We start from the raw sequence: 14,758 nt of genomic DNA on the forward strand, positions 1-14,758 counted from the left end.
GGGGGGGGGGCCCCGGGGGGCGCCCCCCCCCCGGGGGGGGCCGGGGGGGGGCCCCCCGCCCCCGGGGGGCCCCCCCGCCGGGGCCCCCCCCCCGGGCCCGCGGGGGCGGGGCCCACGCCCGGACCGCCGAGCGCAAGATCACGTACCCGCCGCCCGGCCGTCGCCCGACCCGCTACACTGGCCCCGTGACGGCTTGCCCTCGGGCCGGCCGCCAAGGATCCGCCCACGGGACGCAGCCGCTCCCCGGCGGATCCCGCCTCAGTAGCTCAGGGGATAGAGCACGGCTCTCCTAAAGCCGGTGTCGCAGGTTCGATTCCTGTCTGGGGCACGACGCAGGACGCAGAAAAGGCCCAGGCCGGAGGGTGAATCCCCTCGGACCTGGGCCTTCGCCGTTCCGTGCCCCCGCCGTGTCGTGCCCCAGCCGTGCCCCAGCCGTGCCGTGCCTGTCCGGTCCGGCGGACGGTTCAGGCCAGGATGTAGCGGTTGCGCGCTGCGGCGGGGCGCCCGCCGGCCAGGGCGAGGTCGGCCAGCAGCGTCTCGGTCTCCCGGACGGTCCGCAGCACCACCGGGTCGAGGTCGACGACGACGAGTTCGCGGCCGTCCTCGCCCGCCTCGGCGAGCAGTCGGCCGTCCGGCGCCCAGACCGCGCTGCCGCCGCAGGTGTGCCAACCGCCGGTGTGGCCGATGTGGTTGGCGAGCACGGTGTAGAGCGTGTTGTCGAGCGCGCGGGCGGGGAACCAGGTGCGGGACTCGTGGTGGCCGTGGCCCACGCTGAACAGGGCGCCCACCAGGTAGGCGTGGCAGCCGTCCAGGGCCGCGGCGCGGGCGTGCTCGGGGAAGCCCGAGTCGTAGCAGACGCCGAGGCCGAGCCGCCAGCCGTCCAGCTCCAGCGTGCAGCCGGTCGTCCCGGGGCGGAAGTGGTCGCGCTCGGCCTTGAACAGGAACTGCTTGTCGTAGCGGGTGACGAAGCCGCCGTCCGGGCCGATGACGAGGGCGGAGATGCGCAGGTCGGCACCGTCCTGCACGGCGGCGCCGACGATCGCGGCGGTGCCCGTCGCGCGGCAGGCGTCGGCGACCGGCGCGAGCCGCGGGTCGGCGGGCTGGACGGCGTGGGTGAGCGGGTCCGAGGTGATCAGCCCGATCTCGTAGCCGGCGAGGAACTTCTCGGCGAACAGCACCAGGCGGGCGCCGGCCCGGGCGGCCTCGCGGATCAACTCGGCCGCCTGGGCGGCGTTGGCGGCGATGTCGCCGGCCACGGCCCGGGCCTGGACGGTGGCGATCCGCAGCGGCCGCTCCGGGTACCCGCCCTCGGCGGGGTGGCTGGCGGGGGCGGCGGGCGCGGCGTTCATGACCGTCACGCTAGCGGGCGGTGGCGTCCGGATTCCGGACTCAGGTGCCCGCGTGTGCCGGCGGGTCGGCGCGGTGGTGGCGGGGTGGGCCGGCGAGGGGGCGGGCCGGTGGCCCGGTGGGGGGTCGGTGGCGGGCGGTGGGCGGCCGGCGTGCGCGGGTGACGCCGGGGCAGCGGCACCCCCACCCGCACACCGTGACGTGTGCTCAGCGGCCGGGTGTCAGCGGCCCCGCCCGGGCGGGTGCGTCAGTGGACGGCCTCGTCGGGGTGGTCCGCCGGGTCGCCCTCCGGTTCGGCTCCGCGCGGCGGCCGGACGGACGGCACGATGATCCGCTGGACCCGGGGCCGGGTGCGCCAGTTGACCCGCCGGACGTCCCGGGCCAGCGCGCCCGGGCGCCACAGTTCGACGAGGGCGGTCACGGCGCCCAGCACGATCCCGGCGGCCAGCCAGCCGGCGACCACGTCGCTCGGCCAGTGCACCCCGAGGGCGATTCTCGTCCACCCGATGGTCAGCACGCTGACCGCGGCCACCGTGCAGGCGGCCGTCCGGCCCCGGCGGTGGACCCGGTACCAGACCAGGCCGACCAGCACCGCGCAGGTGATCGCCGAGGCCATGGCGTGCCCGGAGGGGAAGGCCGGGCCGCCGGCGTGCGAGACCGGGTCCCCGAAGGACGGCCGTCTGCGGTCGACGGCAAGCTTCAGCGCCCACAGGGCGCCCCAGCCGACCAGGGTCTGGGCGGCCACCCAGCCGGCCAGCACCCGGGCGCCGATCAGCCAGAGCCAGGCGGCCGCGATCCCCAGGAGGACACGCATCGTGATCGTGCCGCCGATGTCGGAGAGCGTTTGCACCGAGGCGGTCCAGATCCGGTGCTCCCTGGCGAAGATGTGCAGTTCGTCGATCCAGCTCTGATCGAGCTGTTCAAGGGGGTGCCAGTGCCCGGTCACCAGGACGGTCAGCAGGCCGAACAGCGCGGCGCAGCCCACTGCGAGCGCCGAGTCCCGCAGCAGGCGGCGGTGACGCGCAGTGACTGAGGTCGCGCTGTTGGTCAGGTGCATGGCTGACACCTTCCCAGTGTCCCGGGTCGATCGGGACGTGGAGTGATAGCGATTCGGCATCGTTTGTGCGGAGAACCTGCGTGCGCCGGGGTGTGAGCGCGGGTGATCGCCGGGGGCGCGGGGAACGACCGCGCCCGTCCGCCGGTTCACCCTGTGGGGCGGTGGTCGTGTGCACGGGGCGTGAGCGACCCGCTCGGAAGCGGTCGCAGAATCGGCACCGGAGGTGCCCGGCCGGTCACCCAGCGTCCAGAACCGGGGTGAAAACCGGCAGGATACTGCATGGCGCGGAAGAATCTGAGTGACTTGGGAATGTTGTCCGGAATCTGTTCGTTGGATCGTTACGTGTGAGCCCCGCGGGGCCCGCACTTCTTGCCCTCTCGGGGCAGGCAGGCAGAGCTCGGCAATTCCAGCAAAGGGAGCAAGCATGGCCACCCGTGCCGTCGTTCGCGACAGGGCCGACCGGACTCGCGCGGCCCGCCCGACCAACCTCGAGGCCGACCGTGACCTGGTTGGCATGTACCTCGACGAGATCGCCAGGACGCCCCTGCTCGATGCCGCCGAGGAGGTCGAGCTCTCGCTGCGGATCGAGGCCGGCGTGTACGCCCAGCACCTGCTGGACGAGGGCGGGTTGCCCGACGGCGTCTCGCGCGAGGAGCTGGAGGTGATAGCCGAGGACGCGGAGCGCGCCAAGGACGTCTTCATCCGCTCCAACCTCCGACTCGTCGTGGCGGTCGCCCGCCGGTACCCGCGCAGCGGCCTGCCGCTGCTGGACCTCATCCAGGAGGGCAACGCCGGCCTGGTGCGCGCCGTCGAGAAGTTCGACTACGCCAAGGGCTTCAAGTTCTCCACGTATGCCACCTGGTGGATCCGGCAGGCGATCACCCGCTCGATCGCCGACCAGTCCCGCACCATCCGGTTGCCCGTGCACCTGGTCGAGGAGCTCGGGCGGATCCGCCGGGTGCAGCGCGAGAAGTCCAAGGAGCTGGGCCGCGAGGCCGACCCGGCGGAGATCGCGGCCGAGCTGGACACCACCGAGGCCCGGATCAAGGACGTGCTCGACTGGGCCCGTGACCCGGTCAGCCTCAACATGTCGGTCGACGACGAGGGCGAGACCCAGTTCGGCGACCTGGTCGAGGACACCGGGGCGACGTCCCCCGAGGACGCCGTGATGGTCATGCTGCGCCGCGAGGAGCTGGACGACCTGATCGGGCGGCTGGACGACCGCACGGCCTCGATCATCCGCTCCCGCTACGGGATGGAGGACGGCCGCGAGCGCACCCTCACCGAGGTGGGCAAGCAGCACGGCCTCACCCGCGAGCGGATCCGCCAGATTGAGAAGCACGCGCTGGCCGAGCTGAAGAAGATCGCGGACCACGCGGGCTTCGAAGCGGCCTGACCGAGCGGCCTGACCGAGCGGCATGGCCGACCGACCCGGACCACCGGTCCGAGCGAGCCGCCCGGCTGTGGCACGCGACCGGACCGTACTCCCGGGCCCCGGTGCGGAGAACTCCGCACCGGGGCCCGCGGTTCGCGGAGCCTAGGCTTGAGGGCGGAACGATCCGGGCGAGCAGCGGAGTGAGCAGGGTGGAAGAGCAGGAGCAGGAGCAGGACCGGGGCCAGCGGAAGCGCGAGGAGCAGCCGGCCGCGGCCAAGGCCCGGCTGGTCTTCCGTGACCCGCTGGACCAGCAGTCGAGCGACGACACCGACGCCGGCTGGGGCGACCGCCCCGGGGCGGGGGAGAGCGGTGGGCGGGGGCTGGACTGGTACCTGAACCAGCGCCCGCCGCACCACGGGGACTGAACGGCGCCGAGCGGCGCCGAAGGGGAGGGGAACGGACGGGACGGGAACGGACGTGGCGCGGACGGACGGGGGCCGGGCGGGTGGTGCGGCCCGTCAGCTCCGGGCGGTGACCAGTGCGTCGCGGATCTCGGTGAGCAGCAGTACCTCCTTGGCCTCGGCCTCCGCGGTGGACTCGGCGAGGGTCTTGCGCCGCGCGGTGAACCGGTTCATGGGGACGATCAGGCAGAAGTAGACGACGGCCGCGGTGATCATGAACTGCAGGACGGCACTGAGCACCGACCCCCACAGGATGAAGATCCCGGACACGACCTCGCCGGTGGGGCTCACCTCGCAGGGGCCCTTGAGGCAGGAGCTGTAGGACGCCAGGTCCTTGGCCCCGAACACGCCGACGATCGGATTGATCACGCCCTTGACGAAGGCGTTGACGATGTTGGTGAAGGCCGCGCCGATGACAACGGCGACGGCGAGTTCGACGACGTTCCCGCGCAGCAGGAATTCCTTGAAGCCTTTCATGCCGCCGTGAACGACGAAGTCGTCGCCCGGTTACGGGTGATCTTCCAGTGCTCCGGATTGACAACCCGTCCGGCCCACCGCGCCGCCCGGTGGGGGCGGCAGCCCGGCCCGGGCGGGCCCGACCGCGAGTGCCGCGGCCACGGCGAGCAGCACCGCCGCGGGCACCCCGGCCCGCCGCCGTACGACGTGCCGCCAGCGGTGCCACCGGCCGGCGCCGCGCCGGATCGGCGGGAACCGGGGCACCTCCTGCCGGGGCGGGACGGTGGGCGCGGGCAGCGGGATCGAGAGGATCGGGGAGGACATCGGCACCACCGGGGTCGTAGGGCGCCGGCCCCTGCCGGGCCGGCCGTGCTCTGCTGACCCACACGATGGGCGCCCGCCGCCGCCGCGGGAAGCCGTTATCCGCAGCCTGTGGACAACCCGGCCCCTGTGGACGAATCCGTACACCCGCGGGAGTGAGTACGGCCGGCCGGATTGACGACCGGGCCGATCCGGGGTCACGAGAAGGGCCTGGGGCCACCAGAAGAGCCCGGGGCGACGAGGAGGCCCGGAACGACGCCCGGGAACGACGAGAAGGCCCGCCGCCCCCGCGCGGAGCGGGGGTGACGGGCCTGTCCCGTGTCGTCGACGGTGCCGGACGGGCCGGCGCCGTGATCAGCTCGCGGCCGGAGCCGGGCTCGAAGCGCTCGAGGCGGAGGACGTCGAGGAGGACGTCGAGGTCGAGGACGAGCCGTTCGAGGACGTCGAGGACGAGCCGGTCGACGCCGAGCCGCCGGAGCCCACCGAGCTGCTGGAGGACGAGCGGCTGTCGGTGCGGTAGAAGCCCGAGCCCTTGAACACGACGCCCACGGCCGAGAAGACCTTGCGCAGTCGTCCCTGGCAGTCGGGGCACGTGGTCAGCGCCTCGTCGGTGAACTTCTGCACCGCCTCCAGGCCGTTGCCGCACTCGGTGCACTGGTACTGGTACGTGGGCACTTGTCTTCCTCCTGGCACTCTCGCCTGATGAGTGCTAACGATGGTCAATGATGCGGCATTCCGCGGGATCAGTCCAGCGACTCCGGTGTGAGATGAGCCGGGTTGAACGCCCGCGCCGTTCCGGGGTGGTGGTCCGGCGCAGACCGCGGGTACCGGCTCAGCCCTTGGCCGCACCCACCAGCTGCCGCGCCGCGGCGTGCTCCGACGGGGCCGCGTCCGCCGCGGTCGCCCCGTCCGCACCGCCGGCGCCGACCGCGCCGCCGGGCGCGACCAGCAGGTGTCGCAGCGAGACCAGCGCGACCAGGCCGAGGCCGGCGCCGATCACCGGCACCAGGAAGCCCGCGGACGGCCCGTTGGCGTCGATCAGCTGGCCGGCCACCATCGAGCCGACCGCCAGGCCGAGGCCGATGGCGCCGGTCAGCCAGGTGAAGGCCTCGGTCTTGGCGCCGTCCTCGACCAGCGTCTCGACCAGGGTGTAGCCGCTGATCAGGGTCGGCGCGATGGCCAGGCCGCAGACCAGCCCGGCGACGGAGAGCGCGACCAGGTTGGGCATGGCCCACAGCGTCGAGCAGCCCAGGACCAGCAGCGCGTAGCTGGCGATCATCCGCTGCTGCACCGCGTGCCGCCAGGCGATCACGCCGTAGAGCACGCCGGCCACCATCGAGCCGCCGGCGAAGATCCCGTACACGGTGCCGGAGGCGTCGTGCTGGCCGACCGAGTCGGCGAAGGCGTTCACCGAGACCTGCATGCCGCCGAAGACGGCGCCGACCCCGAGGGTGACGCCGGCCAGCAGCCGGACGCCGGGCGAGGAGAGGGCGGAGGCGCGCCGGGCGCCGGGGCGCGGCGTGATCCGGGCGGGCGCGGTGCGCCGCTGGGCGGCGAAGACCAGGCCGCCGACGAGGGTCAGTGCGGCCTCGGCGATCAGGCTGGCGGAGGGGTTGACCGAGGTGGCGATCTTGGCGGCCACGATCGGGCCGACCACGAAGGTGAACTCGTCCGTCACGGACTCGAAGGCGAACGCGGTGCTCACCTTGGCGGCGGAGGTGGCGGACGCGCCCTCGGCGCCGAAGGTGGCGACCCAGCGGGCGCGGACCATGGCGCCGATCTGCGGCACGCTCGCACCGGCCGGGACGGCGGCCAGGAACAGGGTCCAGGCCGGGGCGTGCCCGAGCGCGAGGGCGATCAGCACGCCGACCGACAGGGCGTGCACCAGGACGGTGGGGACGAGCACGGTGGCCTGCCCGTACCGGTCCGCGAGGCGGCCGGTCTGCGGGCCGATCAGGGCCTGCGAGACGGCGGCGACGGCGGTCACGGTGCCGGCGGTGCCGTAGGAGCCGTGGGTGTCCTTGACGAGCAGCAGGATGCCCATGCTGAGCATCGCGTAGGGCAGCCGCGCGACGAACGCGGGCACCAGGAACGTCCAGGCGCCGGGCGTGCGGAGCAGCGCACCGTAGCCGACGCGGGCGGGCGCGCTGGTGGCGCCGGCGTCCTCGGCGTTGTCGACCGTTCGGCGGGCCGTCACGGTCGGTCCTTCCTGCTGCCTGGTAGCGCGGCAGGGCATGGTGTGGCCCCGACGGCGCCGAGAGTCGTCCTCTCGCGCGTCGACCGGGGTAGATACCGGGCCGGTCCGGCGTGTGGGCCGGGGCCGGACCGCGGCCGCCGAGCGGTCGCGCCAACTCTGCGTCAGGCAGATGCTGGGTGTGGTGTATCCATCATACATATACGCGCGTAGATGTCGCGCTGGCCACCACACTACAGGGCAAATCCAAAACTGTCCTGTCTATTGAAGGTGAACGGCGCGTTAAGCCTTGAAAGTCACCCTCAACCCGCCGCCACCCGCCGCGGCCACCCGGCCCGGACCCGCCGCGAGACCCCCGCCGCCGCACCCCGACCGGGCTCACCGCCCGTTCAGCCACCCCGCGAGCTTGCCGCCCCGGTCCACGGCCCGCAGGCGTCGCTCGGCCGCCTCGCCGACCTCGTCCGTGGTGACCACCAGCAGCTCGTCCCCGCCGCGCAGCACCGTCGCCTTGTCCGGCACGAAGGAGTTGCCCTCCCGCACCACCAGGGTGACCGCCGCCCCCTTGGGTAGCCGCAGCTCGCTGATCTCCACGCCGGACATCCGCGAGGTCGGCGAGAGCGCGACCGACAGCAGGTGGCCGTGCAGCTTCTCCAGCGGGGCGGACTCGATGCCGAGGTCCTGGCCCATGGCGCCCTCGCCGACCCGCAGCCGCTTGGCCACCCAGGGCAGGGTCGGGCCCTGCAGCAGGGTGAAGACGACGACCAGGATGAAGACGATGTTGAAGACGTCCTCGGCCCGGTGCGCGCCCGACACCACCGGGATGGTGGCCAGCACGATGGGCACCGCCCCGCGCAGTCCGGCCCAGCTCAGCAGCGCCTGCTCCCGCCCCGGGACCTTGAACGGGGTCATGGTGAGCACCACCGAGAGCGGCCGGGCGAGGAACACCAGCACGCCGCCGATGACCAGCGCGGGGACGACCGAGGAGCCCATGGTCTCGGGCGTGCAGAGCAGGCCGAGCAGCACGAACATGCCGATCTGCCCGATCCAGGCCAGTCCGTCGGCGAAGCCCCGGACGGCCGGGCCGTGCGGCAGCTTGGCGTTGCCGAGGATCACCGCGCAGATGTAGACGGCGAGGAAGCCGGAGCCGTGCAGCAGCGCGCCGCCGGCGTAGGCGAGCACGGTGAGCGCCATCACGGCGATCGGGTACAGGCCGGAGGACGGCAGTGCGACGTGCTTGATCCCGTACGCGCCGATCTTGCCGACCGCGAACCCGACGGCGGTGCCGATCGCCAGCTCGGCGACGATCGTGCCGACCAGGACGTACCAGGAGTCCAGCTCGCCGACGGTGGCGAAGGCGACGACCAGGATGACGACGGGGGCGTCGTTGAACCCGGACTCGGCCTCCAGCAGGCCGGTGAGCCGGTGCGGCAGCGGGACCATCCGCAGGACGGAGAAGACGGCGGCGGCGTCGGTGGAGGAGACGATCGCGCCGAGCAGCATCGAGGTGCGCCAGTCCAGGCCGACCAGCCAGTGCGCGCCGGCCGCGGTGACGAACACGCTGATCCCGACGCCGACGGTGGCGAGCGCGGTGGCGGCCGGCATGACCGGTCTGACCTCGCGCCAGCTCGTCTTGAGGCCGCCCTCGGCCAGGATGACCACGAGCGCCGCGTAGCCGAGCACCTGGGTGAGCTCGGCGTTGTTGAAGGTGACGCCGATGCCGTTCTGGCCCAGCGCGACGCCGATCCCGAGGTAGATCAGCAGGCTGGGCAGGCCTGATCGGGTGGAGATGCGCACGGCGACCACTGCGACCAGCAGGATCACGGAGAACTCAAGGAGCAGCTGGTTCAGGTGGTCGATGTTCACGCAGTGGCACCTCGGGCAGGCAGGGGCGGGCGGGGTGTCGGTCGTGCTGGCGAAGGGGGACCCGTTAAGAAGTCGTCAATGCTCCCCTTGCGGATCGTTACGCAGTCTAACATTTTGCCATATCTTTAGTTTCCTGTCCTCCCCGGGCCCCCACCAGCCCTTCCGGGACTCCCCGTTGACCTCCTCCGATCCCGTGCGGAGCGTCCCCCGTGCACGGTGCTCGGCCGACTCGGCCTAATGTGGTGCCCTGTCACGGCCCCAGGCCCTGGACACGCCCGCCCGCCCCGAAGTCAGGACCGCAAGGACCCAGATGCCCCGCTCGAAGAAGTTCCGGCGCGCCCGTCTGTTCGTGATCGTGCTGGTCGTGCTGCTGGTGGCCGGCGTCGGCTACGGCGGCTACCGCGGGGTCACCGCGGTCCGCGCGTCCTTCCCCGAGGTCGACGGCAGCGTCAAGGTGGCGGGCCTCAGCGCGCCGGTCGACGTCAAGCGGGACGCCAACGGCATCCCCCAGCTCTACGCCGACACCTCCGAGGACCTCTTCCGCGCCCAGGGCTACGTCCAGGCGCAGGACCGGTTCTGGGAGATGGACGTCCGCCGGCACATCACCGCCGGGCGGCTCTCCGAGATGTTCGGCGACGGCCAGGTCGACACCGACGCCTTCATCCGCACCATGGGCTGGCGCCAGGTCGCGCAGAAGGAGTTCGACACCAAGCTGTCGCCGGAGACCAAGAAGTACCTGCAGGCCTACGCGGACGGCGTGAACGCCTGGCTCGCCGAGCACCCCGGGGGCGAGAAGGCCTCCCTGGAGTACGCGCTGCTCGGTGCCGTCAACGGCGACTACAAGCCCGAGCAGTGGACCCCGGTCGACTCGGTGGCCTGGCTCAAGGCGATGGCCTGGAACCTCTCCGGGAACCTCCAGGAGGAGATCGACCGCGCGCTGCTGGCCCAGGACTTCGGGCCGGACAAGATCGCCGAGCTCTACCCCGAGTACCCGTACACCCGCAACGGCACGATCGTGAAGACCGGCACCGTCTCCGGGGACACCTACCGCCCCGCCGACGGCACCCCGCCGTCCGGCTCCGCCCCCGCTGCCACCGCGCAGGGCGCGGCCACCACCAAGGCGCTGCTGCAGGGGCTCACCGACCGGGTCGACGGCATGCCGCAGCTGCTCGGCCGCCCCGGCCAGGGCATCGGCTCCAACTCCTGGGTCGTCGCCGGCAGCCACACCACCACCGGCAAGCCGCTGCTGGCCAACGACCCGCACCTCGGCCCCGGCCTGCCCTCGGTCTGGTACCAGATGGGCCTGCACTGCCGCACCGCCTCGCCGGCCTGCCAGTACGACGTCTCCGGCTTCACCTTCGCCGGGATGCCCGGCGTGGTGATCGGCCACAACAAGGACGTCGCCTGGGGCTTCACCAACCTGGGCGCCGACGTCACCGACCTCTACCTGGAGAAGGTGACCGGCCCGGACACCTACCAGGTCGACGGCAAGGACGTGAAGTTCGACCTGCGCAAGGAGACCATCAAGGTCGCCGGCGGGGACGACCGCACCATCACCGTCCGCACCACCCAGACCGGCGCCCCGCTCATCTCCGACCAGAGCACCGAGCAGCAGAACGTCGGCAAGTACGCGCCCAACGGCAGCGCGGCCCCCGACCGGGGCACCGGCGGCTACGGCGTCGCGCTGCAGTGGACCGCGCTCAACCCCGGCAAGACCATGGACGCCGTCTTCGCCCTCGACCGGGCGAAGAACTGGGACGACTTCCGGGGCGCCGCCAAGGACTTCGCCGTCCCCGCGCAGAACCTGCTCTACGCCGACGCCAAGCACATCGGCTACCAGGCCCCGGGCGACGTCCCGGTCCGCGCCAAGGGCGACGGCACCCTCCCGGCCCCGGGCTGGGACTCCGGGTACCAGTGGAAGGGCTCGATCCCCTTCACCGCGCTGCCCTACAGCCTCGACCCGGCCGCGGGCTACATCGTGACCGCCAACCAGGCCGTGGTGGACCCGAGCTACAAGTACTCGCTCACCAAGGACTGGGAGTACGGCACCCGGGCCAAGGAGATCACCGACCAGATCGAGGGCCTGCTCAAGAACAACGGGAAGATCTCCCCGGACGACATGCAGTCCATGCAGCTGGACAACACCAGCATCATGGCCAAGACGCTCGTCCCGCTGCTGCTCAAGCAGCAGATCGACGACCCGTACGTGCGCGAGGCCCAGGACCTGCTCAAGGACTGGAACTACCACCAGGACGCCGACTCGGCCGCAGCCGCCTACTACAACGGCGTCTGGCGCCAGCTGCTCACCCTCGCCTTCGGCCAGAAGTTCCCGGCCGACCTCCGGGCCAAGGGCAACTGCCTGCTGGTCCGCCAGCAGGACGACCCGACCAAGCCGGACAGCTCCAGCAAGATCGTCACCGAGTGCGGCACCCGTGACCCGGGCAAGGCCCAGCCGGACGGCGGCGACCGCTGGACCGAGGTGGTCCGCCAGCAGCTCGACAAGCCCGACAGCTCCTGGTGGACGTACATCGACTCCGACCACAAGGAGCAGAAGGGCCTGGACAACCTGCTCAAGGAGGCGATGAAGAACGCCCGGCAGGACCTCACCGCGCTGCTCAGCAAGGACGTCTCCACCTGGAGCTGGGGCCGGCTGCACAAGCTGACGCTGCGCGAGCAGACCCTCGGCACCGACGAGTCCTCGATCGCCTCCGGCGTGGTCCACCGGCTGCTCAACCGCGGCCCGTACCGGCTCTCCGGCGGCTCGGCGGCGGTCGACGCGGCCGGCTGGAACGCCGCGGCGGGCTACCAGGTGGACTGGATCCCCTCGATGCGGATGGTGGTCGACCTGAGCGACCTGGACTCCTCGCGGTGGATCAACGTCGGCGGTGCCTCCGGCCACGCCTTCCACGACAACTACAACGACCAGACCGACCTCTGGCTCAAGGGCAAGCTGCTGACCTGGGCCTACACGCCGGACGCGGTCGAGAAGGCCACCAAGCACAAGCTGGTGCTCACCACCGGCTGACCCGGCACGACCCGACGGCCCCGCTCCTCAGGAGCGGGGCCGTCGTCGTCCGCCCCGGGCCCCGGCCCTACCGGGCCGGTCCCGAGCCCCGAGCCCCGCCACGCTCACCCGAGCCGCTGCGGCCCCGACGGCACGACCGCCAGGTCCACCGAGCGGTCGTGCGGCTCGGCCGGCACCCGCGCCAGCAGCTCGTCCTCGTACAGCAGCACCGCCAGCACCGGCCGCGCGCGCGCCCGCTCCAGCCGGGCCAGCACCCGGTCGTACGACCCCCCGCCGCGGCCCAGCCGCAGCCCCCGCCGGTCCACCGCCAGGCCCGGCAGCAGCACCACCGAGGCGGCCGTGACGGCCTCCGGCCCGAGCCGGGGCCCGACCGGCTCCAGCAGTCCGCGCCCGGCCGGGGCCAGTTCCCGCGGGCCGCCGTACTCGGCCCAGTCCAGGTCGTTGTCGGGCAGCAGGACCGGCAGCAGCACCCGCACCCCGCGCTCCCGCAGCGCGTCCAGCAGCGGACCGGTCCCCGGCTCGGAGCCCACCGAGACGTACGCGGCCACCGTGGCGCCCGGCTCCGCGAGGGCCCCGGCGTGCCCGGCCAGCGCCCGCGCGGCCGCTGCCCGCTCCCCGGCGGTGAGCGCGCGCCGCCGCGTCAGCAGCCGTGTCCTCAGCTCGCTCTTCTCGTTGTGCATCGGATCCTCCGCAACTCTGCCCCGCCGGCCGCTGCCGTCGACCCGCAGAGCCTGACACGGGAAAGGGCGCCCCGATTGTCCACCCCGCTGCTGGTCCAGGCCCTGGCCGCGCTGAGCGCCCCCGCGCTGGCCGGTGCCACCGTGCTCGGGCTGCGCCTGCGCCGGGGCCGCGGCGACGCCGCCGCCCGGGAGGACGGGCTGCGCGAGCGGATCGCCGAGCTGGAGGCGCACTGCGCCGACCTGGAGCGCACGGCCTCCTGCGACCCGCTCACCGGGGTGTGGAACTACCGGCACCTGCAGCTCACCCTGGACCGCGAGATCGAGCGGGCCCGTCGCGCCGGGCGCCCGGACCAGCCGGACGGGCCGCGCCCGCTGGCCGTCCTGCTGCTGGAGATCGCCGGCTTCGACGCGGTCGTCGCCGAGCACGGGCGGGGCCGCGCCGGCGCGATACTGCGCGACCTCGCCCAGCGGCTCGGGATGGAGATCCGCCGGTCCGACACCCTCGGCCGCTACAGCGGGGAGGAGTTCCTGGTGGTGCTGCCGGACACCGGCGCGGAGGGCGCCGCCCAGGTCGCCGAGCGGCTCGTCTGGTCGGTGCGCCGGCACCTGCTGCTCGACTGGTCCTCGGGCCCGCGGGAGCCCCGGCCGGCCGGCGGCAACGGGCTGACCGCCGCCGTCGGGGTCGCCGTGCTGCCCGAGGACGGCACCCACGCCGCCGTCCTGCTGCGCGCCGCCGACCGGGCGCTGGCCGAGGCCCGGTCGGCCGGCGGCGACTGCTGGCGGGGCCGGCCGGGACCGCTCCCCGCGCACGCCGGCGGCACGCGCCCGGCACCCCCCTGCGAGCAGCCCGGTTCCGGTGCGGGGCAGGCGAACAAGGCGGAACCTGACTGTTCGGGAAAGCCGGGTAGTGTGTCCGCCTGTGCCGGAGGTGACTCCCTCGCCCATCCGGTCGCTTCCCATACGCCTGCCACCGTGGCCGGGCCCCGTGACGTGCTGTCCTAGCCGTCCGACCGTGCTCGGCCCGGGCAAAACGTGCCTGAGTAAGGTAAACGCATGACGACGACCAACTCCCGAATTCCGGTAACCAAGGCCGTGGTACCCGCGGCCGGACTGGGCACCCGCTTCCTCCCGGCCACCAAGGCCACCCCGAAGGAGATGCTGCCCGTCGTCGACAAGCCGGCCATCCAGTACGTCGTCGAGGAGGCCGCCTCCGCGGGCCTGTCCGACATACTGATGGTCACCGGCCGCAACAAGCGCGCGCTGGAGGACCACTTCGACCGCGCCTACGAGCTGGAGGAGCTGCTTGCCCGCAAGGGCGACCAGGACCGCCTGGCCCGCGTCCGGGAGTCCGTCGAGCTGGCCAACATGCACTACGTCCGCCAGGGCGACCCGAAGGGCCTCGGCCACGCCGTCTCGGTCGCCGAGCAGCACGTGGCCGGCCAGCCCTTCGCCGTCCTGCTCGGTGACGACCTGATCGACCCGCGCGACCCGCTGCTCTCCCGCATGATCGAGGTGCAGCAGGAGCTCGGCGGCTCGGTCGTCGCCCTCATGGAGGTCGACCCCTCCCAGATCCACCTCTACGGCTGTGCCGCCGTCAAGGCGAACGGCTTCGGCGAGGACGTCTTCCAGGTGACCGACCTGGTCGAGAAGCCCGAGACCGACGAGGCCCCCTCGAACTACGCCGTCATCGGCCGCTACGTCCTCGACCCGCTGGTCTTCGACGTGCTGCGCGAGACCCCGCCCGGCCGCGGCGGCGAGATCCAGCTCACCGACGCCCTGCGCGAGCTGACCACCCGCGAGCCGGCGGCCGGCGGCCAGGTGCACGGCGTGCTCTTCAAGGGCCGCCGCTACGACACCGGTGACCGCGCGGACTACCTGCGCGCTATCGTCCGTCTGGCCGCCGAGCGCGACGACCTGGGCCCGGAGTTCCGCTCCTGGCTGCGCGAGTTCGTCGCCTCCGAGCTGCAGGACTGACACGA

Annotated in this window: 12 protein-coding genes and 1 tRNA gene; 6 read left to right on the forward strand and 7 right to left on the reverse strand. The window is 73.1% G+C overall.

All coding sequences use genetic code 11. The features are described from left to right. Nucleotides 1-255: 255 nt before the first annotated feature. Nucleotides 256-328, forward strand: a tRNA-Arg gene (locus ACIRS1_RS22870). Nucleotides 329-464: 136 nt separating this feature from the next. On the opposite strand, the gene ACIRS1_RS22875 is transcribed toward ACIRS1_RS22870, so the two are convergent. Both ACIRS1_RS22875 and ACIRS1_RS22880 read right to left on the reverse strand, forming a co-directional pair. Continuing rightward, nucleotides 465-1,349 carry a carbon-nitrogen hydrolase family protein gene (locus ACIRS1_RS22875; RefSeq protein WP_402842748.1) on the reverse strand — a complete coding sequence of 295 codons (885 nt, stop codon included), beginning with the start codon at nucleotides 1,347-1,349 and terminating at the stop codon, nucleotides 465-467. A gap of 245 nt (nucleotides 1,350-1,594) precedes the next feature. Next, the gene (locus tag ACIRS1_RS22880; RefSeq protein WP_402842751.1) at nucleotides 1,595-2,404 is read right to left on the reverse strand and encodes a phosphatase PAP2 family protein; all 810 of its coding nucleotides are present in this window, start codon (nucleotides 2,402-2,404) and stop codon (nucleotides 1,595-1,597) included. Nucleotides 2,405-2,828: 424 nt separating this feature from the next. Between ACIRS1_RS22880 and ACIRS1_RS22885 the strand changes: the two genes are divergently transcribed. Then, nucleotides 2,829-3,800 (forward strand): sigma-70 family RNA polymerase sigma factor, encoded by a 972-nt coding sequence (locus ACIRS1_RS22885; protein ID WP_360213555.1) that lies wholly within the window; start codon nucleotides 2,829-2,831, stop codon nucleotides 3,798-3,800. A gap of 179 nt (nucleotides 3,801-3,979) precedes the next feature. After that, nucleotides 3,980-4,204, forward strand: coding sequence for a hypothetical protein (locus tag ACIRS1_RS22890; protein ID WP_402842754.1), 225 nt, complete (start codon nucleotides 3,980-3,982; stop codon nucleotides 4,202-4,204). 93 nt (nucleotides 4,205-4,297) lie between these two features. Here ACIRS1_RS22890 and mscL read toward each other — a convergent pair whose 3' ends face one another. From mscL to ACIRS1_RS22910, 4 genes are all read right to left on the reverse strand, one after another. Next, nucleotides 4,298-4,717, reverse strand: coding sequence for a large conductance mechanosensitive channel protein MscL (gene mscL / locus ACIRS1_RS22895; protein WP_360213559.1), 420 nt, complete (start codon nucleotides 4,715-4,717; stop codon nucleotides 4,298-4,300). Nucleotides 4,718-5,371: 654 nt separating this feature from the next. Further along, nucleotides 5,372-5,692: an FmdB family zinc ribbon protein gene (locus ACIRS1_RS22900; protein ID WP_402842758.1), complete on the reverse strand. Its 321-nt coding sequence runs from the start codon at nucleotides 5,690-5,692 to the stop codon at nucleotides 5,372-5,374. Between the two features lie 157 nt (nucleotides 5,693-5,849). After that, nucleotides 5,850-7,214, reverse strand: coding sequence for an MFS transporter (locus ACIRS1_RS22905; RefSeq protein WP_402842760.1), 1,365 nt, complete (start codon nucleotides 7,212-7,214; stop codon nucleotides 5,850-5,852). A gap of 375 nt (nucleotides 7,215-7,589) precedes the next feature. Continuing rightward, nucleotides 7,590-9,074, reverse strand: a complete 1,485-nt coding sequence (locus ACIRS1_RS22910) for a potassium/proton antiporter (RefSeq protein ID WP_402842763.1) — start codon at nucleotides 9,072-9,074, stop codon at nucleotides 7,590-7,592. A gap of 310 nt (nucleotides 9,075-9,384) precedes the next feature. Between ACIRS1_RS22910 and ACIRS1_RS22915 the strand changes: the two genes are divergently transcribed. Beyond that, the gene (locus tag ACIRS1_RS22915) at nucleotides 9,385-12,099 is read left to right on the forward strand and encodes a penicillin acylase family protein (protein ID WP_402842766.1); all 2,715 of its coding nucleotides are present in this window, start codon (nucleotides 9,385-9,387) and stop codon (nucleotides 12,097-12,099) included. Nucleotides 12,100-12,203: 104 nt separating this feature from the next. Here ACIRS1_RS22915 and ACIRS1_RS22920 read toward each other — a convergent pair whose 3' ends face one another. Beyond that, nucleotides 12,204-12,779: a 5-formyltetrahydrofolate cyclo-ligase gene (locus ACIRS1_RS22920; protein WP_402842769.1), complete on the reverse strand. Its 576-nt coding sequence runs from the start codon at nucleotides 12,777-12,779 to the stop codon at nucleotides 12,204-12,206. 75 nt (nucleotides 12,780-12,854) lie between these two features. Here ACIRS1_RS22920 and ACIRS1_RS22925 point away from each other — a divergent pair, with 75 nt between their 5' ends. Further along, on the forward strand, nucleotides 12,855-13,781 hold the full coding sequence (locus ACIRS1_RS22925) for a GGDEF domain-containing protein (protein ID WP_402842772.1): 927 nt from the start codon (nucleotides 12,855-12,857) through the stop codon (nucleotides 13,779-13,781). A 51-nt stretch (nucleotides 13,782-13,832) separates the two neighbouring features. Next, nucleotides 13,833-14,753: a UTP--glucose-1-phosphate uridylyltransferase GalU gene (galU, locus tag ACIRS1_RS22930; RefSeq protein ID WP_402842775.1), complete on the forward strand. Its 921-nt coding sequence runs from the start codon at nucleotides 13,833-13,835 to the stop codon at nucleotides 14,751-14,753. Nucleotides 14,754-14,758 lie beyond the last annotated feature (5 nt).

The organism is Kitasatospora sp. NPDC101176 (genome assembly GCF_044768035.1).
GTDB lineage: Bacteria > Actinomycetota > Actinomycetes > Streptomycetales > Streptomycetaceae > Kitasatospora.